The sequence below is a fragment of the Aeromonas sp. R7-4 genome (genome assembly GCF_040908055.1).
Classification (GTDB): Bacteria; Pseudomonadota; Gammaproteobacteria; order Enterobacterales; family Aeromonadaceae; genus Aeromonas; species Aeromonas sanarellii.
On sequence record NZ_JBFODA010000041.1, the window covers coordinates 67,439 to 89,419 of the forward strand.

16 protein-coding genes are annotated in these 21,981 nt (G+C 64.1%); 6 read left to right on the forward strand and 10 right to left on the reverse strand.

From position 1 onward, the window contains the following. Positions 1 to 23: 23 nt before the first annotated feature. The 10 genes from AB5Y72_RS11605 to AB5Y72_RS11650 form a co-directional block, all read right to left on the reverse strand. Complete coding sequence (locus AB5Y72_RS11605) at positions 24 to 416, reverse strand: MerR family transcriptional regulator (protein ID WP_019396549.1); 393 nt, start codon at positions 414 to 416, stop codon at positions 24 to 26. Between the two features lie 50 nt (positions 417 to 466). Beyond that, positions 467 to 1,972 carry an efflux transporter outer membrane subunit gene (locus AB5Y72_RS11610; RefSeq protein ID WP_008786734.1) on the reverse strand — a complete coding sequence of 502 codons (1,506 nt, stop codon included), beginning with the start codon at positions 1,970 to 1,972 and terminating at the stop codon, positions 467 to 469. A gap of 20 nt (positions 1,973 to 1,992) precedes the next feature. Next, positions 1,993 to 5,169, reverse strand: coding sequence for an efflux RND transporter permease subunit (locus AB5Y72_RS11615; protein WP_270681755.1), 3,177 nt, complete (start codon positions 5,167 to 5,169; stop codon positions 1,993 to 1,995). Next, positions 5,166 to 6,473 carry an efflux RND transporter periplasmic adaptor subunit gene (locus AB5Y72_RS11620; protein WP_003821145.1) on the reverse strand — a complete coding sequence of 436 codons (1,308 nt, stop codon included), beginning with the start codon at positions 6,471 to 6,473 and terminating at the stop codon, positions 5,166 to 5,168. Before AB5Y72_RS11620 ends, AB5Y72_RS11615 begins: the two co-directional genes overlap by 4 nt. A 111-nt stretch (positions 6,474 to 6,584) precedes the next feature. Further along, entirely contained in the window at positions 6,585 to 9,299 is a 2,715-nt protein-coding gene (locus AB5Y72_RS11625; RefSeq protein ID WP_012614060.1) for a heavy metal translocating P-type ATPase, read from the reverse strand. 166 nt (positions 9,300 to 9,465) lie between these two features. After that, positions 9,466 to 10,035 carry a DUF4148 domain-containing protein gene (locus AB5Y72_RS11630; RefSeq protein ID WP_003821150.1) on the reverse strand — a complete coding sequence of 190 codons (570 nt, stop codon included), beginning with the start codon at positions 10,033 to 10,035 and terminating at the stop codon, positions 9,466 to 9,468. A gap of 229 nt (positions 10,036 to 10,264) precedes the next feature. Next, positions 10,265 to 10,642: a helix-turn-helix transcriptional regulator gene (locus AB5Y72_RS11635; RefSeq protein WP_003821152.1), complete on the reverse strand. Its 378-nt coding sequence runs from the start codon at positions 10,640 to 10,642 to the stop codon at positions 10,265 to 10,267. Positions 10,643 to 10,685: 43 nt separating this feature from the next. Continuing rightward, on the reverse strand, positions 10,686 to 11,708 hold the full coding sequence (locus tag AB5Y72_RS11640) for a cation diffusion facilitator family transporter (RefSeq protein WP_003821153.1): 1,023 nt from the start codon (positions 11,706 to 11,708) through the stop codon (positions 10,686 to 10,688). A gap of 133 nt (positions 11,709 to 11,841) precedes the next feature. Further along, positions 11,842 to 13,152, reverse strand: a complete 1,311-nt coding sequence (locus AB5Y72_RS11645; protein WP_003821155.1) for an MFS transporter — start codon at positions 13,150 to 13,152, stop codon at positions 11,842 to 11,844. Between the two features lie 9 nt (positions 13,153 to 13,161). Beyond that, positions 13,162 to 13,419 carry a metal-sensing transcriptional repressor gene (locus tag AB5Y72_RS11650; RefSeq protein WP_003821156.1) on the reverse strand — a complete coding sequence of 86 codons (258 nt, stop codon included), beginning with the start codon at positions 13,417 to 13,419 and terminating at the stop codon, positions 13,162 to 13,164. 399 nt (positions 13,420 to 13,818) lie between these two features. Between AB5Y72_RS11650 and AB5Y72_RS11655 the strand changes: the two genes are divergently transcribed. The 6 genes from AB5Y72_RS11655 to lpdA all read left to right on the forward strand — a co-directional run bounded on the left by AB5Y72_RS11655 (position 13,819) and on the right by lpdA (position 21,873). Further along, positions 13,819 to 15,030, forward strand: coding sequence for a TolC family protein (locus AB5Y72_RS11655; RefSeq protein WP_223656232.1), 1,212 nt, complete (start codon positions 13,819 to 13,821; stop codon positions 15,028 to 15,030). Between the two features lie 34 nt (positions 15,031 to 15,064). After that, the gene (locus AB5Y72_RS11660; RefSeq protein WP_015912829.1) at positions 15,065 to 15,616 is read left to right on the forward strand and encodes a hypothetical protein; all 552 of its coding nucleotides are present in this window, start codon (positions 15,065 to 15,067) and stop codon (positions 15,614 to 15,616) included. Beyond that, positions 15,613 to 16,728 (forward strand): efflux RND transporter periplasmic adaptor subunit, encoded by a 1,116-nt coding sequence (locus tag AB5Y72_RS11665; protein ID WP_003821159.1) that lies wholly within the window; start codon positions 15,613 to 15,615, stop codon positions 16,726 to 16,728. Before AB5Y72_RS11660 ends, AB5Y72_RS11665 begins: the two co-directional genes overlap by 4 nt. Positions 16,729 to 16,741: 13 nt before the next feature. After that, entirely contained in the window at positions 16,742 to 19,888 is a 3,147-nt protein-coding gene (locus tag AB5Y72_RS11670) for an efflux RND transporter permease subunit (protein WP_012614056.1), read from the forward strand. A 53-nt stretch (positions 19,889 to 19,941) separates the two neighbouring features. Continuing rightward, a complete protein-coding gene (locus tag AB5Y72_RS11675; RefSeq protein ID WP_015912828.1) occupies positions 19,942 to 20,340 on the forward strand; it encodes a hypothetical protein in 399 nt (132 codons plus the stop codon). Positions 20,341 to 20,445: 105 nt separating this feature from the next. After that, positions 20,446 to 21,873, forward strand: a complete 1,428-nt coding sequence (gene lpdA / locus AB5Y72_RS11680) for a dihydrolipoyl dehydrogenase (RefSeq protein WP_015912827.1) — start codon at positions 20,446 to 20,448, stop codon at positions 21,871 to 21,873. Positions 21,874 to 21,981: the final 108 nt, after the last annotated feature.

Below are 21,981 nucleotides of genomic sequence, written 5' to 3' on the forward strand. Positions count from 1 at the left end.
ACCATGATTCGGCCATGCGATGCTCATGAACCGCCGCAACCTGGTCGCTCCTCGCAAATCTCCCGAGCGGCAGAAGGAACAGCCTGCCGTTCCAATGCGAGCAGGTGCTCTTTCACCCGGGTCAGTTGCGCCATGCGTTCCTCGACATAGGCGAGATGGTCCCGGACAGCCTGCGTCAGCAGCTCGGGTTCCGGGGACTCGCGATGCGTCCAGCCCAGCAAGTTGCGCATGTCATCCAGGCCGATGCCCGACGCGCGGTAGTTGCGAATCAGGTAAAGCCGCTCGACATGGGCCGGGCCATAGCGCCGGTAGTTGTTGCGGGACCGCTCGGGAGCGGGCAGCAGGCCCTCCCGTTCGTAGAACCTGATGTTCTCAGGGGGCGTGCCGGTCAAGCGCGCGAGTTCACCAATCCTCATCCAGCTCTCCGCGCGCAGCGATGGGGGACGCCACCGCTGCGCGCCGGCCCTCATCCCGGCGACCGGGCGGACTGCTGCGCCGTGGCGCCCGATTGCACCGTGTGCTCAGTCCAGCCGCCGCCCAGCGCCTTGTACAGATGGATGAGGTTGTTCAGCCGCGTCAGGCGCGTGCGCACCAGGGTCTGCTGCGTGCCGTAATGCGTGCGCTGCGCGTCGAGTACAGTGAGGTTGTCGTCCACGCCCTCCTGGAAGCGCTGCTCGGCCAGCTCGTAGGCCTTCTGGCTGGCCGCCACCAGGAGCTGCTCCGCGCGGATCTGCTCATCGAGCGTGCGCTTGCCCGCCAGGCCGTCGGCCACCTCGGCGAAGGCCGCCTGGATGGACTTCTCGTAGTTGGCGATCTCGATGCGCTTCTGTACGTGCGCCACGTCCAGGTTGGCGCGCAGCGCGCCGCCGCGGAAGATGGGCAGCGTGATCTGCGGCAGGAAGCTCCAGGCCCGCGAGCCCGAATCGAACAGGCCGTCCAGCGAAGCGCTGGCCGTGCCCGCCGAGCCCGTAAGGCTGATCGTCGGGAAGAACGCGGCCCGCGCCGCGCCGATGTTGGCGTTGGCGCCGATCAGCATCTGCTCGGCGGCGCGGATGTCCGGCCGGCGCGCGAGCAGTTCGGACGGCAGGCCGCTCGGCAGGCCGGTCGGCACGATGTCGTCCGGCAGCGCCATGGCCTCGTCAAGCTGCCGGGACAGCTCCGGCGTCAGCGGCTGGCCCAACAGCAGCACCAGCGCGTTGCGGTCCTTGGCCGCCTGCCGTGTGTAGGCGGCATGGTTGGCCTCGGCGGTGCGCAACGCGATCTCTGCGCGGCGCAGGTCGAGCTGCGTGGAGTTGCCCGCTTCCACCAGTTGGGTGGTCAGCCCGTAGGAGCGCTTCTGCGTGGCGAGGGTGTCGCTCGTCAGGCGCAGCAGTTCCTGGTCGGCACGCAGCGTGAGGTAGGCGCTGGCCACCTCGGACACCAGGCTCATCTGCGTGGCGATGCGGGTCTCGTCGAGGGCCAGGTAGGACGCCAGCGCCCGGTCGCTGAGGCTGCGGATGCGGCCCCACAGGTCCAGTTCCCAGGCGGCCGTCACCCCGGCCACGTCGTAGCGCCGGAGCACGTCGCTTTGCCCCGTGGTGCTGAGGTCGGCCGGTACGCGCTCTGACGCGCCGCGGGCGGAAACGCCCAGGTTCGGCAGCATCTCGGCACGCTGGATACGGTACAGCGCCTGAGCCGCCTCCACGTTGAGCGCGGCCTTGCGCATGTCGCGGTTGTTCTCCAGTGAAATGCCGATCAACTGCTGCAGCAGCGGGTCGCGGAAGAAGTCCCGCCAGCCGATCTCGGCCGTGATCGCGTCGTCGGGCGTCGCGGCCGCCGGTTCCACATAGGCCGCGCCCAAGGGATAAGCCGTGTCGATCGGCGCTGCGGGCCGGTCATACTTCGGTGCCATGGAGCAGCCAGTCAACGCCGCCGCGAGGGCGAGCGGCGCCAGCGTCCTGGCGGGTCGTGTGAATGCGAAAGATGTTTTCATGTCGTATGTCCTCCTGGCCGTCATGCGTGCTGGTCGGTCATGCCGACACGGGCATGGCGCGCTTCGCGGCGCAGCGCCAGCTTGCGCACCACGACGTAGAACACCGGCGTCAGCACCAGGCCGAATACCGTCACGCCCAGCATGCCGGCGAACACCGCGATGCCCATGGCGTGGCGCATCTCGGCGCCCGCACCGCTGGCCAGCACCAGCGGCACCACGCCAGCGATGAAGGCGAACGACGTCATCAGGATCGGGCGCAGCCGCAAGCGCGCGGCTTCGAGCACGGCTGCCAGCGGATCGGCCCCTTCGCTTTCCTTCGCGCGGGCGAACTCCACGATCAGGATCGCGTTCTTGGCGGCCAGGCCGATCAGCACCACGAAACCGATCTGCGTGAAGATGTTGTTGTCCCCCCCAGAGAGCCAGACGCCGGCGATCGCCGAGAGCAGCGCCATGGGTGCAATCAGCAGCACAGCGAACGGCAGCGACCAACTGTTGTACTGGGCCGCCAGGAACAGGAAGGCGAGCAGCACCGCCAGCGCGAAGATATAGATAGCAGTATTGCCAACTCGCTTTTCCTGGAAAGTCAGGTCCGTCCATTCGTAGGTCATACCGTCAGGCAGCGATTCGCTCACGATCTTCTCAATCGCGGCGGTGGCCTGGCCGGATGAGTAGCCCGGCGCTGGCCCGCCGCTGATGTCCGCCGAGGGGAAGCCGTTGTAATGCATCACCCGGTCGGGGCCGGAACTGCGCTCGATGGTCGCGAACGCGCTCAGCGGGATCATGTCGCCCGCTGCATTGCGCACCTTGAGCATGCCTATGTCCTCAGTCTGCATGCGGAACTGCGCATCGGCTTGGGCCATTACCCGGTAGGTGCGACCGAAGCGGTTGAAGTCGTTGACGTAGAGCGAGCCAAGGTTGACCTGCAGGGTGTCGAACACCTCGGTCAGCGACACGCCCTGCGACTTGGCCTTCACCCGGTCGATGTCCACCTGCAACTGCGGCGCATTGGTCTGGAAGCTGGCGAGCATGTTCGCCAGCTCGGGCGCCTGCATGGCCTTGCCCATGATCTGGCCCTGTGCTTGTGCAAGCGCCTCGGGACCCAGGCCCGCCCGGTCCTCGATCTGCAGCTTAAAGCCGCCCATAGAACCCAGGCCCGGCACCGGCGGCGGCGGGAAGATGCCGACGAAGCCGTCCGGGATCTGGCTGAACTTGCCCATGAGCTTGCCCTGGATGGCGAAGGCCGACAGCGACGGGTCCTTGCGCTCATCGAAGGGCTTGAGCATGGCGAACATCAGCGCGGTGTTCGGCTGGTTCACCGGTCCATTGACCGACAGGCCCGGGAAGGCCACCACGCTCTCGACGCCCGGCTCAGCCAGTGCGATCTTGGTCATCTCCTTGACGACCGCCTCGGTGCGATCCAGCGAGGCGCCGGTCGGAAGCTGGGCGATGCCCACGAGGTAGTACTTGTCCTGGGCGGGCACGAAGCCCGCAGGCACCTTGTGGAAGCCCAGCCAGGTCAGGCCCAGGAAGCCGACGTAGAGCAGCAGCACGATGGTGCTGCCGCGCACCGCGCGGCGCACGCCCCCGACGTAGGAATTCGAGGCGCGGTCGAAGAAGCGGTTGAAGCGGCGGAAGAAGCCGCCGAACACGCCGTCGATGATGCGCGTGACGCGATCGGGCTTGGCCGCGCCGTGGTGCGGCTTGAGCAGGATGGCGGCCAGCGCTGGCGACAGCGTAAGCGAGTTGATCGCCGACAGGATGGTCGAGAACGCGATGGTTAGCGCGAACTGGCGATAGAACTCGCCCTGCAGCCCCGACAGGAACGCCGAGGGGATGAAGACCGCTGCCAGCACCGAGGTGATGGCCAGGATCGGGCCAGTCACTTCATCCATCGCCTTGCGCGCCGCGTCCTTGGGTGATTCGCCCAGCGCTATGTGGCGCTCTACGTTCTCCACCACCACGATGGCGTCATCCACCACGATGCCGATGGACAGCACCAGTCCGAACAGCGACAGTGTGTTCAGCGAGAAACCGAACATGTGCATCACCGCGAACGTGCCGACCAGCGAGACCGGCACGGCGATCAGCGGGATGATCGACGCGCGCCAAGATTGCAGGAACAGCACCACCACGATCACCACCAGGAGGATGGCCTCCAGCAGCGTGACGGCGACGGACTGGAGCGAGGCGCGCACGAAGACTGTGGGGTCGTAGGCGATCTTGTACTCGATGCCTTCGGGGAACTTGGCCTGCAGCCGCTCCATCGTCGCGCGCACCGCGCTGGACGTGTCCAGGGCATTGGAGCCGGGCGTCATCAGGATTTGCAGGCCGACCGCGTTCTCGCCGTCGAGCTGGCCGCGCATGGTGTAGTTGTCCGAGCCCAGTTCCAGGCGTGCGACGTCGCGCAGGCGGGTCACCTGGCCGTTGGCGCCGGCCTTGATCACGATGTCGCCGAACTGCTCTTCGGTGGTCAGGCGCCCCAGCGCATTGACGCTGACCTGGAAGGCGGCCGACGCATTCGGCTGCTGGCCGATCGAGCCGGCTGCGACCTGCACGTTCTGCTCGCGGATGGCGGCGACCACATCGCTGGCGGTCATGCCCCGCGATGCGACCTTCTCGGGGTCGAGCCAGACGCGCATTGCGTACTCGCCTTCACCGCCGATGATCACGTTGGCGATGCCCGGCAGGCGCGCCAGTTCGTCGCGCACGTTGAGCATCGCGTAGTTGGACACGTACAGCGGGTCGTAGCGGTCCCCCGGCGAGAGCATATGCACCACCATGAGAATATCGGGCGCGGTCTTGTCGGTGACCACGCCGATGCGCTGGACCTCGGGCGGCAACCGGGGCAGCGCGCGTGAGACGCGGTTCTGCACCTGGATCTGCGCGACGTCGGGGTCGATGTGCTGCTCGAACGAGATGGTCAGCACCATCCGCCCGTCCGTGGACATCTGGGACTGCATGTACATCATGCCTTCCACGCCGTTGACCGCCTGCTCCAGCGGCGATGCCACGGTGTCGGCGATCACCTGCGGGTTGGCGCCGGGATAGCTGGCGGTGACCTGCACCGTCGGCGGCGTGACCTGGGGGTACTCGCTCAGGGGGAGCTGGAAATAGCTGATCGCGCCCGCGATCAGCATCAGCACCGACAGGACGATGGCGAAGATCGGCCGGTTGATGAAGAAGCGGGGGAAATTCATTTGCGGGCCTCCGCCGAGCCGGCCGCGCCGTCAGCCTTGGCGGGGTCCGCGCCACCGGCCTTGGCAGGCGCCGCAGCGGGAGCCGGAGCGTTTGCCGCAGCCTTGGTCGCGCCGGTCGCGCCGGCGGCCGGTGCCGCGGGCGCCTGCATGGGCACCATGCGCGGCGTGACCGCCATGCCGGGGCGCACGAGGCCCTTGATGATGATCTTCTCACCGGCCTGCAGGCCGCCGTTGATGACGCGCAGCCCGTCCACCACCGGCCCCAGTTCGATGGGCCGGTACTGGGCCTGGTTGTTCTCGCCCACGACCAGCACGTAGTTGCGCCCTTGGTCGGTGCCCACGGCCTGATCGTCGATCAGGACGGCCTCGCGCGCCGCGCCGGTGGACAGCTTGGCCCGGGCGAACATGCCGGGTGCCATGCGCCCATCCGGGTTGGGCACAACGGCGCGCGCGCGGATCGTGCCGGTGCTTCGGTCAATGGTGTTGCCCACGAAGTCGAGCGCGCCCCTGTGCGGGAAACCCTTGTCCGTGGTCAGCCCGACCTGCACGGGCAGCGAAGCCTTGCTACCGGCGCCCGCAGCGGGCCGCGAGCGGCTGACGACGTTGAGATAGGTGGCCTCATCAATGTCGAAGTACACGTGCAACGGGTCGATGGATACGATCGTGGTCAGCAGCGTGGCCGCGCCGGCGCCGCCACCGCTGACCAAGTTGCCCTCGGTCACGAGCACGCGGTCGACGCGCCCGGCGATGGGCGCAGTGACGCGGGCGTAGGACAGGTCCAGCTGAGCCGCAGCAACGGCGGCCTTAGCCGCCTGCACCTGAGCCTGGCGCGCGTTGCGTGCGGAGGCGGCATCGTCATAGGTCTTGCGCGCGACGGCGCCGGTCGCCACCAGGCGCTCGGCGCGGTCAAAGTCGGCCTGGGCCTGGCTGGCCAGCACCTCGGCCTGACGCAGTTGCGCCACGGCCGTGTCGAGCGCAACCTGGAACGGCCTCGGGTCGATCTGGAACAGCAGTTGGCCCTTGCGCACGAGGCTACCTTCGGGAACGCTCACCGCATCGACGGCGCCGCCGACCCGCGAGCGCAGCTCGACGGTCTTGGGCGCGGCCAGGAAGCCGGTGTACTCGGCCGATGGCGCGACCGTGCGGGTAATGACCTCGGCCACGGGCACCTGCGGCGCCATCGGCGCGCCCGCCGGGGGCGCCGCGGCCTTGCCCTCGTCCTTGGCGTCGCGGGCAGCGATCGCTATCCCCCCGACGGCTGCGATGACGCCTGCCACCACAATGATTCTGATTTTTTTACGCATGGAAGTGACCCTTTCTTGGATGCAGGACTCCGGCCCTTCCGAAGCGCTCTGCAGACATTTGTGTGGAGGCTAGGCGTTACAACGACGGCAAGGTCAAGCCCTCTTGTTGCCTCAGCGGGCAGACGGCACGGACAAGGTGGTGGGACGCCCGGCGTCGTCGCCGTGGTTGGCCTCCGGCGCGCCCTTGAAGCGCAGCAGGCGCAGTGCGTTCAGCGTGACCAGGGCCGTGGCGCCGGTGTCGGCCAGCACGGCAACCCACAAGCCGGTGATACCCAACACGGTGGTGACCAGGAACAAGCCCTTGAGGCCAATGGCGAATACGACGTTTTGGTGAATGTTGGCCATCGTCGCCCGCGACAGGGCCACCAGGTGGGCCACGTCCGTGACGCGGCTCTTGAGCAGCGCGGCATCGGCGGTTTCCAGCGCCACGTCCGTGCCGCCGCCCATGGCGATACCCACGTCGGCGGTCGCCAGGGCCGGCGCGTCGTTGATGCCGTCGCCGACCATCGCCACCTTGGCATCACGCTTCATCTCGTTGACCAAGCGCAGCTTGTCCTGCGGCAGCAGCTCGGCCTCCCACTCGATGCCCAGCTTGCCGGCGATCGCCTGCGCGGTGCGGCGGTTGTCGCCGGTCAGCATGACCGAGCGCACGCCCATGGCGTTGAGCTGGGCCACGCCTTCGCGCGCGTCGCGGCGGGGCTCGTCGCGCAGGGCCAGCAGGCCCAGAACGTTCTTGCTGGCTTCGTCGAACAGGACCACCACGGTCTTGCCGCCATCCTCCAGCTTGTCGATTTCCCTGCGGTGCGCGGCTGTCAGCGTGGCCGTCTGTTCCGCATGGGCGGGCGATCCGACAGCGAGCGCACTGCCGTTCACGGTGGCGCGCACCGCCTTGCCGGCAATGGCCGATGCGCCCGTGGCCTGGGGAATCGCCACGTCCAGGCTCTTGGCATGGGCGACAATGGCCTTCGCCAAGGGATGGTTTGAGCCGGACTCGACAGCGGCGGCAAGCGCAAGGACCTGTTGATGCTTGAACAGCCCGAAGGGCAGGACCTCGGTGATGCGCGGCTTGCCCTCGGTCAGCGTGCCAGTCTTGTCGAAGGCAATGGCGCGCACGCGGCCGATGGTTTCCAACGCGTTGCCACCCTTGATCAGCAGGCCCCGTCGCGTGGCCACCGCAAGGCCCGAGGCGATGGCCGCCGGTGTGGAGAGCACCAGCGCACATGGGCAGGCAATCAACAGCAGTGCGAGGCCGCGGTACAGCCAGGTACCCCAGTCGCCACCCATGGCAAGTGGCGGAACCACCACGATCAACGCCGCGATGGCCATGACGGCAGGGGTGTAGTAGCGGCTGAACTTTTCGATGAAGCGAGCCGTGGGCGCCTTGGAGGACTGCGCCTGCTCCACCAGTTGGATGATGCGAGAAATGGTGTTGTCCGATGCCGTCTTCTCGACTTGTACTTCGAGCACGCCATCGACGTTGATGGAGCCGGCGAACACGTCGGCACCGATAGCCTTTTGACGCGGTACGGACTCGCCGGTGATAGGCGACTCGTCCAGGCTGCTTTCACCGCGGAGGATCTTGCCGTCCGCAGGCACCCGGTCACCAGGGCGCACCAGCACGCGGTCGCTCACGCGCAGGGAAGCGGCGGGCACTTCGCGCTGCCCGCCCGCGGCATCGAGCAGTACCGCCGTCTTAGGCACCAGGGAGGCCAGCGCCTTGATGCCGGCGCGCGCGCGGCCGGCGGCCACGCTTTCCAGCAGCTCGCCGATCGCGAACAGGAACACCACGGCAGCAGCTTCCTCGGCCTCGCCTATCACGAGCGCGCCCAGCGAGGCGACGACCATCAGCGTTTCGATAGAGAACGGCGAGCCTGACACAGCCAGCGCGAAGGCTTTGCGAGCGAACGGCAGCACGCCCGCGATCACCGCAGCGGCGAAGATCCATTCAGCGTAGCCAGGAACGAACTGCGCGATCGCGTAGGCCGAGCCCATCAGGCCGCCCAGGCCCAGCACGTGCTTGCCTTTCTTCGTCTGCCACCAGCGCTGATGGCGCGCCGTCGATGCTGCTGCTGGGGCCGCGGGTGCTGAGCCATCATGGCGGCGCACGTCGGAGACGCCGAAGCCCAGGCTCTTGATGGTCTTCTCGATGTGGCCGAGCTGCGTGGGGCCGCCAGACGCGAGCGTCAATTCCAGCGTTTCTGCGGTGAAGTTTATGCGGGCATCGGACACGCCATCCATGCGAGCGAGCGCCGTTTCGATCTTGCCGACGCAACTGGCGCAGTCCATGCCCTCGACGCGCATGGACACGTTGGGGGGCGTGCTGGGTGCTCCACGGGAGGCAGAGGCCGGCGCATGGTCATGCCCGCTGCAGGCCCCGTGATCGTGACCGTGGTCATGGGCATGGGCATGGCCGTGAGCATGGCCATGCCCATGGTCATCACCGCACGCTTTGCCGTGCGAATGATCGTGCCCGTGGTCGTGGGCATGCCCATGGTCATGGTGGCCGCCGCAGCCGGCGTGGTCATGCGCGTGGGCCGCATGGCACGGTGCAGGTGCTGCGGACATTTCGGACGCGGGCAGTGCCTGCACGTCGAAGCCCAGGGACCGGATTTTCTTGGCAATGTCGCGTGCAGTATTTCGGCTACTTGTGCTGCGCGTCAACGTCAGCGTCTCATTTGTAAAATTAACCTGTACATTTGATACGCCATCAATTCGACCAAGCGCTGTTTCAATCTTGCCGACGCAACTGGCGCAATCCATACCTTCGACCCGAAAGCCCAGTTGTTCGTCCTGCGCTCCTGTGCCGTCCAATGTTTCCAAAGACATATCAATCTCCTGGTTCTCTGAGTAATCGCCGTGGCAGGACGCACAAATCAGCGATCGGAATGTTATGCAAACAAATGAACACTTGTTTGTATGTTTATTCAAAAAAAAGAAAGAATCTCTTTCTGGCTGAACCATCCGACCGCTGCTTTATGCAGCTGCCATTAAGTCATTTTTTGTTGCGCAGCATCTGGTAGGTTTCAAATGCGGTGCGGTAGGCATCACTATAGGTATCAGGCGTCTGCTCACCAGCCCAGAATCCAGCCATTCCCGCAACCTGCCAATCTGCCAAATCACTCTTTACTTGAGCACGAGTCAATGCCACCGGAGCCTTGTAAGCCGCACCCAGCTTGAGCTGGAGATAGCTCTCGTAGGCTTGTTGGTAGGCTTGGGTGTGCGAAGCGGTGGTGATTCCGCGCGAGGTGAACGCGTGCATGCCGGAGATTTTCCACAGTTCCAAATCAGCCATCACTTCAGCACGAGTCTTTCCTGCTGAGGGCGCCTGATACATATCACCTTGGGTCAATTGCAAGTAGCGCTGAAAGGCAGCCTGGTATTGAGGGCTGAACGTATCCGGGCCGCTTTCGCCGCGAGACAACGCTTCCAACCCAGATTGCCTCCAAGCAGCCAGATCCTCCTGGACCTGTTGCCGTGTCATATCTGCGGCGAACGGTTGAGCGTTTACTCCAGCAGCAAAAAGTGCGGAAAGCAGAACAGCAAAGCGAATTTTCTTGGACATGGTCAATACTCCTTGACGTTAAAAATAATGGCGTGGTCCTTACGCCTTTCGGATACCCCGTAGACAAATAATAACACACATGAAGATATGTTCAAGTGTTTATTTTTAGAGTGCTTTTTGCTTGGGGTCTTCTAGGCATTCAGCAAGGCGCGCCGGTGTCTCTCTAGATTAATAGCCAAAAAAAGCCTACCCCTTGAAGGCGTAGGCCGGCGCGCACTCACATGTTCAGTCAATCGTCGTGTCTGTCCTCCGAAATGTGAACCGCCATGTCCTGGAGTACCTGGCTGACGTGCTGGTCGGCAATGCCGTAGAAGATGTGCTTGGCTTGGCGCTCGCCGCGCACGAGGCGCGCGCCGCGCAACAGGCGCAGGTGATGGCTGACCAAGGACTGCGACAGGTCTAGCGAGCCAGCAATGTCGCCCACTGCGACCGATCCGCGCATGCACTGCAACAGGATTTTCAATCGCGATTGGTCGCCCAGCAGGCGGAAGGTCTCTGCCAGAACAGCGACGTCACTTTGCGATAGTGCGAGGACATCAGTGGTCGTGCCGTGGTTAGAGGTCGAACATTGCACAATAGCGGCGCTGGTGGTTTTGCGGGATGTCATGGATTCAAACCCTCAAGTGAACTGCGAACCGTCTAGCACGGCCTCAATGCTTGTGACCGGGAGCGGAGTGGTCATGGTCATGATTGTGCTCACTGTGGTCGTGGCCGCTGTGGTCCTGACGGCCTGTCGTGGGTTGCAGGCTGCAGATGTTCTCGTCAGCCTCCGAGTTCCAGTCGATTCCGACTGTGGCGTGTTCGATGCTGAACTGCTCTCGCAGCACCGCCTCGACGCGCTTGACCACAGCTCGCGCCTCCTCGTCCACGTTGGGTCGAACGTGTAGCGTGGCCATCGTGCGACCGGAAGTGAGTTGCCACACGTGAACATGGCTGACAGCCGCCAGGCCGGGCACAGTGCTCATCAGGCCTTGTTCCACCTTTTCCGGCGAAGCGTCCTCTGGCGCACCCTCCAACAGGATATGGATCGACTTGGCCAGGAGCTTCCAGGCGCTGCGCAGAATCAACGCCGCTACTAGAACCGACAGGATGGGGTCGATCGGAGTCCAGCCGGTGAAGTAGATGACGATCGCTGCAACGATGGCGCCGACAGAGCCGAGCAGGTCACCCATCACGTGGAGGATGGCACCTTTCACATTGACGTGATCGGTTTCGCCGCGGGTCATGATCCACAGCACGAGGACGTTGATCAGTAAGCCGAGCACGGCGACGATCATCATCGGGCCGGCGAGGATGACGGGCGGCGCCTGCAGCCGCTCCCACGCCTCGTAGGCGATCCATGCGACGATCGCGAACAGGGTCACGGCGTTCAGGAAGCCGGCGATGACCTCGAAGCGCAGGTAACCGAATGTGCGTTTGCTGTCGGCTGCGCGGCGACCGAATCGGAAGGCAGCGTAAGCCAGGGCAAGTGCCACGGCGTCGGTCAGCATGTGGCCAGCATCGGCAAGTAGGGCTAGCGAGCCCGACAGCACGCCGCCGACAGCTTCCACGAGCATGAAGCCGAAGATCAGGAAGAAGGAAACCAGAACCTTGCGCTCGTTGGCGCTCGTCACTGTGGGGGTGTGGTCGTGATCATGGTCGTGACCATGGTCATGTGCATTGGATTGGGACATGGGCGCCTCTGCTGGTTGAGTGTTTGACTATGGCGAAATATAACACATGACTATGTGTTCATGTGATATATTTTCGCTCACCCTTCTCAGCCTCCGAAGCCATGCGTTGTGATGCCGCAACGAGAAAATGTGCCTATCCTTTCGGCCAGATACGGTGCAGGTCATCCAGAATCAGCTGGTGATGGTGCCTGCCTTGGTCTGCGTGTGTGCGTAAATGAGGGTGATCCGGCGGCAAGCTGGGGTGGTCATGCGCCACGTCAGAAGGGTCGCTGGCCGGCCACAGCCAGAGCGTCAGCGCCACGCCGGCCAAGCCGACCAGGGACATGACAATGAAGGTCGATGGCAAGCCCATGACCGCGCCGAAGCGGCCGGCAAGTGGGTAGCAGATGAGCCAACAGGCGTGCGACAGCGCGAAGTGTGCCGCGAAGATCGCAGGACGGTCCTCGGCATGGGCCGAGCGGCGCAGAAGACGGCCGGATGGCGTTTGCGCCACGCTGTAGCCAAAGCCGATGATCAACCACAGCGGCAGCAACAATGCATAGCTCGGCAGCAGTGCGCCGATCCCCGTGCCCACGACCAGTACGGTAGCGCCGGTGAGCATCGCGGTTCGGTCGGCCACCTTTTCCAGTAAGGATGGCAGAACGAAGGCTGCCACCATCGAACCGCCTCCGAATGCCGCCAGTGCCGACGCCACTTCGACCTCGCCTAGGCCAAAGCGCGCCTTCACGAGAACCACCGTGTTCACGATCACCATGGCGCCCGCCGCCGAGACGGCCAAGCTGATCGCCAGCAGGCCCCGCAGGCGTGGCGTAGCGAGATAGATGCGTGTGCCGCGGGTCGTGCGATCCCAAATGCCGCGGCGCGGTCCGGGAATAGTTGTGGGCAACCGCACGCTGACCACGAGCGCGGCTGAAACGAGGAAACCGAGCACTGTTCCCGCGAACAGGTTGTGAAAGCTGATGACGGTCAGCAGCGCAGCAGCCAGCATCGGGGAAATCAGGCTTTCCAGGTCATAGGCCAGCCGGGACAGCGACAGCGCCTTCGTGTAGTCCTCTTCATCGGGAAGGATGTCCGGGATAGTGGCTTGGAAAGTCGGCGTGAAGCCGGCGGATGCCGCTTGCAGGACAAAGATCAGCAGATAGATCTGCCAGACCTCGGTGACAAAGGGCAAACAGATCGCGACAACCGCTCGTACCAGGTCCAGCGCTACGAGCAATGACCGTCGCGGGAACTGGTCGGCGAAGGCCTGTGCGACTGGAGCGACTCCCACATAGGCCAGCATCTTGATAGCCAGCGCCGACCCGAGCACCGCACCTGCATCGGCCCCGGCCAGCTCGTAGGCAAGTAGGCCGAGCGCTACCGTCATCAGGCCTGTGCCGACGAGTGCGATCACCTGCGCGGTGAACAGGTGGCGGTAGGTGCGGTTCTTTAGGACGGAGAGCATCGAGAGACCTCAGAGCAGTCTGGTTAGCGCCTTCATTTCGGCTAGAACGGAGTCCTCATCATGAGATAGGCAGTGGTCGATGTGGTCATGGATCAGGACGCGCTTGGCCGCTGTGACGGCGCTCTCCACCGCAGCGAGCTGGCGAGCGATGTCCAGGCAGGTTTCTTCTCCTTCGATCATCCCGATGACGTGTCGCAGATGACCCTCGGCGCGCTTGAGCCGTTTCACGAGATCTGGGTGGCTGGTGTGCTTGTGCATCTCTTTCATGCAGCAATCATATCCCCCCCCGGGGGATATGCTCAAGGAGTCTGCATAGCTGTTTGCGCAGTGGATTAGCCCCACCTCGCCTCTCGATGTCTTGCGCCCGACGCCCTCTCTAAGGCGATTGGTGCTCAAAGGATGTAAGGTTTTCTTTCCCATTCATATGAATAGATATACAATTGTTCATATCTAAGCCAGTGAACAGTGGCTTTTCAACGACAAGCACTTGCTCGGAAAGAGAACACCCAGCCGGGGGTAAGTACTGATGCAACACCGATGGAGAATTGAATGCTTCGCAAAGACATACGCAAGGGATGGATATGGGCGGTATCCACGCTTTGGGCCGGCACCGTGCTAGCCCAGCCAGTAGCCGCCCCTCACGTCCCATCCAGACCAGACAGCCACATGGTCGCCCAATTGTGGGAGTCAGCTTGGCAGCGGCAGCCAGAAGCCGCTGGAGAAGGCGCCTGGCAGCAGGCCGCCCAAGCACGCCAAGAGACGGCCGGCAGTTGGGTGGCAGGTCCGATGGCGCTGGAAGCCTCCACCAAAACTGATCGGTTCAACAACCGCAACGGACAGCGCGAATATGAAGTCGGGGTGGCTATTCCCCTTTGGATGCCTGGTGAGCGCGCCTCGTCGGCACGCTGGGCGGACGCGGAAAGCCTCGCGCTATCCAGCCGGATGCTGGCCGCCAAGCTACGCACGGCCGGACAGGTTCGCCAGGCATGGTGGGCATGGCAGCGTGCCCAGGCCGAATTGGTGGCGGCGCAGGATCGCACCCGCAGCGCGGACGAGTTGGCGCAAGATGTGGCTCGCCGGGTTCGCGCGGGCGACCTGGCGCAAGCCGACAGAAACCAGGCCGATGGCGCCTTGGCGTCGGCTCGTAGTGCCCTGGCCATTGCTCAGGCCGAAGAAATCACGCAGCGCGAGGCGTTGTTGGCACTGACCGGCATCGAGAGTATCCCGTCGCAGGCCGATTCCGCGCAGCCGGAGCAGTCAGGTGTCCGAGTTCAACCGGCATCGGCACAGCCGTCCGGCGCGTTGTTGGGTAACCACCCTGCGCTGCTGGAACTGCAGCACAAGGCGCTGGCGGCCCGCCGCTCTGCGGAACTGGTGTCCCATCAGAAGTACGCCAACCCCGAACTGACCCTGGCGACCACGCGGGATCGGGGCGGCTACGGCGAACGCTACAACCAGACGATCACGGTGGGTGTGCGCATTCCCTTCGGTACGGGTAGCCGTCATACCGAGCAATTGTCCAGCGCCAATGCGCAGGCACTGGAGGCTGAGTCGGCACTCGCGGCCCAGCGCACCCGGCTACTCTCGGAAATTCGAACTGCCCAATCGCGCGAACTGGCAACCAGCACCCAGATGCAGGCCGCTTCGGAGCGCCAGCGACTAGCCCAACAAACGCGCACCTTCTACCAAAAGTCGTTCGCGATGGGCGAGACGGACATGCCGACACGCCTTCGCATCGAGCAGGAGGCCACCGAGGCCGAGCGCGCGGCGCTGCTCGCCAAGGTGGAGCATGCCGCGGCCATCTCGTCCCTGTTGCAGGCACAAGGCACGCTGCCGCAGCCGACCGAGACTTTCACTGACATCTCCGGCACGCGCTGATCGGCGCGCGCTCAACCATCCTGGAACCTTAGAAATGTCGCAATCCTCTTTCTGGCGTGCAGCTGCCTTGTCCAGCCTCCTGCTTGGCAGTAGCGCAACGTGGGCCGGCGACGGCCATGACCATGGCGAAGCCGCTCCTGCCCCCGCAGCGGCCGCGCTTCCGCGCTTTGCCGCAGTTTCCGATGACTTCGAACTGGTGGGTGTGCTGAACGGCCAGCGTCTCACACTCTACCTCGACCATGCTGCCGACAACCGGCCGGTGACCGATGGCGAGCTGACCCTCGAGCTGGGTGGTCAACAGGTAAAGGTCAGCTCACACGGGGTTGGAGAGTTCGAGGCCGATCTGACTGAGCCGCTATCCGATGGCGAGACCTCAATCATGGCCACTATTACTGCGCAGGGCCAATCGGACCTGTTGACGGGCGTTCTCGATGTTCATAGCGAAGACGCCGAACACGAGCATGCCGTCGCATCCGGCCGTGTGGTCGTACTAGGTGGCGGTGCCGCAGTCCTCGGCGTCGGTGTCCTAGCGTGGGCGCTGCGCAGACGTACACGCACCAACGGTGCACTGCGAGGTGCAGCATGAAGCGCAACTTCCGTTTCCTAATGACGACGGCCATGGCGGCTGCATTGGCTCTGGCTGCTCCCGCGTTCGCTCACGACGGCCATGACCACGGCGACGAAGCGCCGGCTGCGTCTTCCAATGGCCCCCAGCGCCAGCCTGATGGCAGCGTGTTTCTTCCGAAACCGTCGCAACGTCAGATCGGTGTACGCACCCAGCTGATCAAGCAGGAGCCCTTGGCCCGCAGCCATGAACTGGCTGGCAAAGTAATCATGGACCCGACGACAGGCGGCAAGGTCCAGGCAATGGTAATGGGCCGGCTGGTGCCCGGGCCGGATGGTCTGCCGCAGATCGGCCAATCCGTGCGCAAGGGCCAGGTGCTGGCTTACATCGAACCGGCCAGCGGTGTGCTGGAGCGCTCAGGCCAGATGGCCCAGGTTGCCGAGCTGCGTGCGGGCCAAGCGCTCGCGCAGAAGCGCTTGGCCCGGCTGCGCGAGCTGTCGGAGACCGTGCCCCGCAAGGAGATCGAAGCAGCCGAAAGCGAAGTGAACAGCCTGACCGAACGCGCCCGCGCCTTGAGCGGGGGCCTCGCCGGCAGGGACGTACTGAAGGCCCCAGTCAGCGGCGTCATCGCATCCAGCCCCGCAGTTGCCGGGCAGGTCGTGGATGCGCGCGAACTGGTGTTTGAGGTGGTCGATCCGACCCAACTGCGCATCGAGGCGCTTGCCTACGATCCGGCAATGGCACAGAACCTGGCCGGTGCTGCACTCGCAGTAGGCGGTCAGAAGGTGCCGCTGAGCTTCGTCGGTGCCGCCAGCAGCCTGCGCGAGCAGGCCCTGCCCATGCTGTTCAAGGGCACCAGCGAAAGCCTCTCGCGCTTGGCGGTCGGTATGCCGGTGGTGGTCTTCGTGCAAGAGGCGACGACGGTACCTGGCTACCGCGTGCCTTCCGGTGCGCTGATGAAGAACCCTGCCAACCAGAACATCGTCTGGGTCAAAGACCAGGCCGAGCGCTTCGAGCCGCGTGTCGTGAACATCACTCCTTTGGATGGTGCATCCATCGCTGTCACTTCGGGCCTGGCGGACGGCGACCGCGTGGTTGTCGAGGGCGCGTCCCTGATCAATCAAGTTCGTTGAGGGGCACCATTCCATGTTCAAGTGGCTTCTCGAAAATAGCTTACGAAACCGGCTCCTGGTCATCATCGGGGCGCTGGTGCTGATGGCGTATGGCGCGTTCACCCTGACGCGCACGCCGGTAGATGTCTTTCCCGATCTCAACAAGCCGACCGTCACTCTCATGACGGAGGCTGGCGGCATGGCTGCCGAAGAAGTCGAGCAACTCATCACGTTCCCGCTCGAAACGGCCATGAACGGCCTGCCCAGCGTCGAAAGCGTGCGCTCGGTCTCCAGCGCCGGGCTTTCCTTCATCTACGTGACATTTGACTGGAAGACCGACATCTTCCGGGCGCGCCAGATGGTCTCCGAACGCCTGACGTCCATGGAGGAAGGGCTAGCCCCGGGCGTGACGCCCACTATGGGGCCAATCAGCTCAGTGATGGGCGAGATCATGCAGATTGCAATCCCCATCGGTGCCAAGCCCTCAGGGCAGAAGAACGCAGCCCCGCCGCTGTCGGCCATGGACACTCGCGAGTACGCGGACTGGGTGCTACGCCCCCGGCTGATGGCCATACCTGGTGTTGCCCAAGTCATCCCGATCGGAGGCGAGGTCCGTCAGTTCCAGGTCCAGCCCAACACCACGCGAATGTCAGAGCTGGGCGTGACTGCGTCCGATCTGGATGCGGCTCTCAAGGGCTTCTCCGCGAACACTTCCGGCGGCTTCCTGGAGATCAATGGCCGCGAGTACCTGATCCGCAACCTGGGCCGCACGTCCCGACTCGACGACCTGCGTAACCTGCCTCTCGCGGTGCGTGCGGGCCAACCCATCCTGCTCCACCAGGTCGCCGATGTTCAGTTTGCGCCAGCCATCAAGCGCGGCGATGCGGGCTTCGAGGGCCTGCCAGCCGTGATCCTGGGCATCCAAAAGCAGCCCACGGCCGATACGATTGCACTGACCCGCTCGATCGAGTCAGCGTTGGCGGACATGAAGGGCTCACTGCCGGCTGGCATGGCCGAGCCACAGGTGACCTTCCGACAAGCCAACTTCATCGAGGCGTCCATCAGCACGCTGCAAGGCAAGCTCATCGGCGCATCGGTCTTCGTGGCGGTGATCCTGTTCTTCTTCCTGGGCACTTTGCGCCCCCTGGTGATCGCGTTGACCGCGATTCCTGCCTCGATCTTCGTGACCGGGCTGGTGTTCCACTATTTCGGCCTATCAATCAACACCATGACGCTCGGTGGGCTGGCGATCGCCATCGGCGGTCTCGTGGACGATGCTGTGGTCGATGTGGAGAACATCATGCGGCGGCTCAAGGAGGACCGCACCCGCCACCCTGAGAACCGGCTGACGCCCCTGGTCATCGTTGCCAGGGCCTCGATGGAGGTTCGCTCGGCGATTCTCTACGCCACGATGATCATTGTGCTGGTGTTCCTGCCCCTGTTCGCGCTGCCGGGGATGGAGGGGCGCTTGTTCGTGCCGCTGGGCATCGCCTTCATCGTCTCCACGCTGGCCTCGCTGCTGGTCTCTGTGACGGTCACTCCGGTGCTTTCGTACTACCTGCTGCCCAAGATGAGGACGCTGGACCATGGCGACACTCGGCTTCTAGCCTGGTTGAAGACGCGCTATCAGGGCGGCCTGCAGCGGGTCTTGCAGCGGCCGCGTGCCGCCCTTGGCATGGCCGCTGTGGCTGTCACACTGGCTGTCGCCGCGGTGCCATTCTTCCCGACCACGTTCCTGCCCCCGTTCAATGAAGGAACGTTGCTGGTGGGCCTGCGCCTGAATCCCGGTGTGACGCTGGCCGAATCTTCGGCGCTTGCCCAGCAAGCCGAGCTGCTGGTCGCGCAGGTGCCAGAGGTGCAGCACGTGGGCCGGCGCAGCGGACGGGCCGAGCTGGACGAGCATGCCGAAGGCGTGCATGTCAGCGAGCTGGACGTGGGCCTGCTGCCCGCCTCGGAGCTAAAGCGCTCCATGGAGGAGATCACCGCCGACATCCGTTCGCGTCTGGCTCACTTGCCCGGCTCCATCGGCATTGGCCAGCCGATCTCGCACCGCATCGACCACATGTTGTCGGGGGTGCGCTCGCAGATCGCCATCAAGGTGTTCGGCGAGGACCTGGACGTCCTGCGCGGGCAGGCGGATCTGCTGCGCGCCAAGCTGGCCGGAATTCCGGGGCTTGCTGACCTGGAGATCGAAAAGCAGGTCCTAGCGCCGCAGATCAAAATCCGCGTGGATTATGCGGCGGCGGGACGCTACGGCGTGGCCGCACCGCAAATTCTGTCCACGCTGCAAAGCCTGGTCGAAGGCGAAAAGATCACCGAGGTCATCGAGGGCAACCGCCGCTTCGCGCTGGTGGTTCGCCTGCCCGAGCAGGCGCGGTCGATTGAGGGCTTGAGCCGCATCCTCATCGACACGCCCATGGGTCGGGTCCCGTTGTCGCGCCTTGCCACCATCGAAGACAGCGACGGCCCCAACCAGGTCAGCCGCGACGATGGCCGTCGACGCATAGTTTTGTCGGCCAACGCTCAGGGACGGCCGCTGTCCGAAGTAGTGGCCGACATACGCAGCGTCGTCCAAGAAGTGCGCTTGCCCGAAGGCTACTTCATCACGCTGGGCGGCCAGTTCCAGGCACAAGAGGAAGCCTCGCGACTGGTGGGCCTGCTGTCCATCGTCTCCCTGACGCTCATGTTCGTGGTGTTGTACACGCGCTACAAGTCGGTCGTCCTATCAGCGCTCATCATGGTGAACATTCCATTGGCCCTGGTCGGCGCCGTGTTGGGGCTGTGGCTGTCTGGCCAGCCGTTGTCCGTGGCCGCCCTGGTCGGCTTCATCACGCTCGCGGGTATTTCTGTGCGCAACGGCATCCTGAAGGTGAGCCACTACCTCAACCTCATGCGCATGGAGGGCGAGGACTTCGACCAGAAGATGATCGTGCGTGGCTCGCTCGAACGGCTTTCCCCGGTTCTGATGACCGCGCTGGTCACGGCCTTCGCGCTGGCCCCGCTGCTGTTCGAGGCGTCCCGACCCGGTACTGAGATCCTGCACCCCGTCGCGGTGGTGATCTTCTCGGGGCTGGTCAGCTCCACGCTGCTAGACACCTTCCTTACACCCGCCATGTTCTGGCTGTTCGGCCGCAAGCCTGCCGAACGCCTGCTGGACGACCGCGACGCGGAGGCATTCTGATGCAACGCCTTCTGTCACCCGATTTCAACCACCGTAACCCTATAGGAGCTTTCATGTCTGTTCGATTTCGTTCCCTCACGGCCGGCACCGCCCTCGCCCTGGCATCCGTCACCGCCTTCGCCGCAGGCGACCATGACCACGCGCATGACCACAAGCCGCTGCATGGTGGCGTCGTGACCGAAGTCCGGGACGTGGACTACGAGTTGGTCGTTCAGCCCGCAGCAGCGCAACTCTACCTGCGCGACCACGGCAAGCAGGTCAATGTAAGCAACACCAAAGCCAAGCTCACACTGTTGACCGGCTCACAAAAGCAGGAGGTGCAACTCACGCCTGCCGCGGACGGAAGCCGCCTCGAAGGCAGCGGGACCTTCGCCGCAGCCAAGGGCACGAAGGCCGTCGTCCAAGTCGAACGTGGGGGCAATACCGCGAGCGCCCGGTTCGTTCTGCCGTAGTGTTCAACGTGATCGTCAGGGAACGAGCTGTAATCTGGCGACCACCTGACAAAAGGCGCGACATAGGCGCTCACTATTTCCTCAAAAACTTTGGAGATGTAAATCATGGAAATGCATTTCGACGTCATTGTTATCGGTGCCGGCCCAGGCGGATACATCGCGGCCATTCGCGCTGCCCAATTAGGCATGAAGGTCGCTTGTGTAGATGCCTGGAAGAACAAGGACGGAAAGCCAGCACCTGGCGGCACCTGCAACAACATCGGTTGTATCCCTTCGAAAGCGCTACTGCAGTCGTCAGAGAACTTTGAACAAGCCAAGCACCACTTTGGCACGCACGGCATCTCCACGGGTGATCTGCGCATGGATGTGACCACGATGTTGGAACGTAAGAATCAGGTCGTGAAGTCCAGCAACGAAGGCATCCTTTATCTGTTCCGCAAAAACAAGGTCCAGTTTTTCAACGGCCTGGCGTCTTTCACCAGGACTGTCGATGGTGGCTTCGAGGTGAGCGTCGCCGCCGATGAGGCTGTTACCTTGGTGGGCAAGCAGATCATCGTTGCCACAGGCTCCAACGTGCGGCCACTCCCCAACCTACCGTTCGATGAGCGGGTCGTGCTCTCCAACGACGGCGCGCTGGACATCGCGGCCGTGCCCGATCGGTTGGCCGTCATCGGTGCCGGCGTGATCGGCCTGGAGCTGGGCTCCGTTTGGCGCCGCCTGGGGGCGGATGTCACGATCCTCGAAGGCTTGCCCAGCTTCCTGCCAATCGTCGACCAAGCCATCGCCAAGGAGGCGAAGAAGGCGTTCGACAAGCAAGGCCTGAAGATCGAACTAGGTGCGAAGGTTCGCGAAGTCAATGCAACCGAGGCTGGCGTGACTATTCACTACACCGACAGCCAGGGCCAGACGCAGTCCTTGCAGGCAGACAAAGTGATCGTGGCTATCGGCCGTGTGCCCAACACCGAAGGCCTGAATCCGGCCGCCGTGGGACTCCAACTGGATGAGCGCGGCGCCGTGCTGGTGGACGATGAATGCCGCACCAGTGTGCCCGGCATCTGGGCCATCGGTGACGTGGTGCGTGGCCCGATGTTGGCGCACAAGGCGGAAGAGGAAGGTGTCGCAGTGGCCGAGCGCATTGCCGGCCAGCACGGTCACGTCGATTTCAATACGATCCCCAACGTCATCTACACCAGCCCAGAGATTGCCTGGGTAGGCCGCACCGAGCAGCAGCTCAAAGAGCAGGGCACCGCCTATCGAATCGGTTCCTTCCCGTTCATGGCCAATGGCCGCGCGCGTGCGCTGGGCGACACGCCGGGCCTCGTCAAGGTGATCGCCGATCCTGCCACTGATGAGATACTCGGCGTGCATGTGGTCGGCCCGCAGGCCAGTGAACTGGTGGCCGAGGCCGTGATCGCCATGGCGTTCAAGGCCAGCAGCGAAGACATCGCCCGCATCTGCTTTGCCCATCCGACCCTCTCCGAGACGTTCAAAGAGGCCTCGCTGGCCGTGGACAAGCGCGCGCTCAACTTCTGATTGATCGGAAGCGGCATCCAAACCACCTCACCGAACGCAGCTGCGGGCGGTGGGGCGCATATCGCCATGGAACGTAGGCCACGCCGCAACGGCATGCTATGCCCAACA

Excerpts from the sequence above, each read along its gene's own strand:
- AB5Y72_RS11605 (WP_019396549.1), bottom strand. The coding sequence starts at position 416 with ATGAGGATTGGTGAACTCGCGCGCTTGACCGGCACGCCCCCTGAGAAC.
- AB5Y72_RS11610 (WP_008786734.1), bottom strand. The coding sequence starts at position 1,972 with ATGAAAACATCTTTCGCATTCACACGACCCGCCAGGACGCTGGCGCCG.
- AB5Y72_RS11615 (WP_270681755.1), bottom strand. The coding sequence starts at position 5,169 with ATGAATTTCCCCCGCTTCTTCATCAACCGGCCGATCTTCGCCATCGTC.
- AB5Y72_RS11620 (WP_003821145.1), bottom strand. The coding sequence starts at position 6,473 with ATGCGTAAAAAAATCAGAATCATTGTGGTGGCAGGCGTCATCGCAGCC.
- AB5Y72_RS11625 (WP_012614060.1), bottom strand. The coding sequence starts at position 9,299 with ATGTCTTTGGAAACATTGGACGGCACAGGAGCGCAGGACGAACAACTG.
- AB5Y72_RS11630 (WP_003821150.1), bottom strand. The coding sequence starts at position 10,035 with ATGTCCAAGAAAATTCGCTTTGCTGTTCTGCTTTCCGCACTTTTTGCT.
- AB5Y72_RS11635 (WP_003821152.1), bottom strand. The coding sequence starts at position 10,642 with ATGACATCCCGCAAAACCACCAGCGCCGCTATTGTGCAATGTTCGACC.
- AB5Y72_RS11640 (WP_003821153.1), bottom strand. The coding sequence starts at position 11,708 with ATGTCCCAATCCAATGCACATGACCATGGTCACGACCATGATCACGAC.
- AB5Y72_RS11645 (WP_003821155.1), bottom strand. The coding sequence starts at position 13,152 with ATGCTCTCCGTCCTAAAGAACCGCACCTACCGCCACCTGTTCACCGCG.
- AB5Y72_RS11650 (WP_003821156.1), bottom strand. The coding sequence starts at position 13,419 with ATGAAAGAGATGCACAAGCACACCAGCCACCCAGATCTCGTGAAACGG.
- AB5Y72_RS11655 (WP_223656232.1), top strand. The coding sequence starts at position 13,819 with ATGGTCGCCCAATTGTGGGAGTCAGCTTGGCAGCGGCAGCCAGAAGCC.
- AB5Y72_RS11660 (WP_015912829.1), top strand. The coding sequence starts at position 15,065 with ATGTCGCAATCCTCTTTCTGGCGTGCAGCTGCCTTGTCCAGCCTCCTG.
- AB5Y72_RS11665 (WP_003821159.1), top strand. The coding sequence starts at position 15,613 with ATGAAGCGCAACTTCCGTTTCCTAATGACGACGGCCATGGCGGCTGCA.
- AB5Y72_RS11670 (WP_012614056.1), top strand. The coding sequence starts at position 16,742 with ATGTTCAAGTGGCTTCTCGAAAATAGCTTACGAAACCGGCTCCTGGTC.
- AB5Y72_RS11675 (WP_015912828.1), top strand. The coding sequence starts at position 19,942 with ATGTCTGTTCGATTTCGTTCCCTCACGGCCGGCACCGCCCTCGCCCTG.
- lpdA (WP_015912827.1), top strand. The coding sequence starts at position 20,446 with ATGGAAATGCATTTCGACGTCATTGTTATCGGTGCCGGCCCAGGCGGA.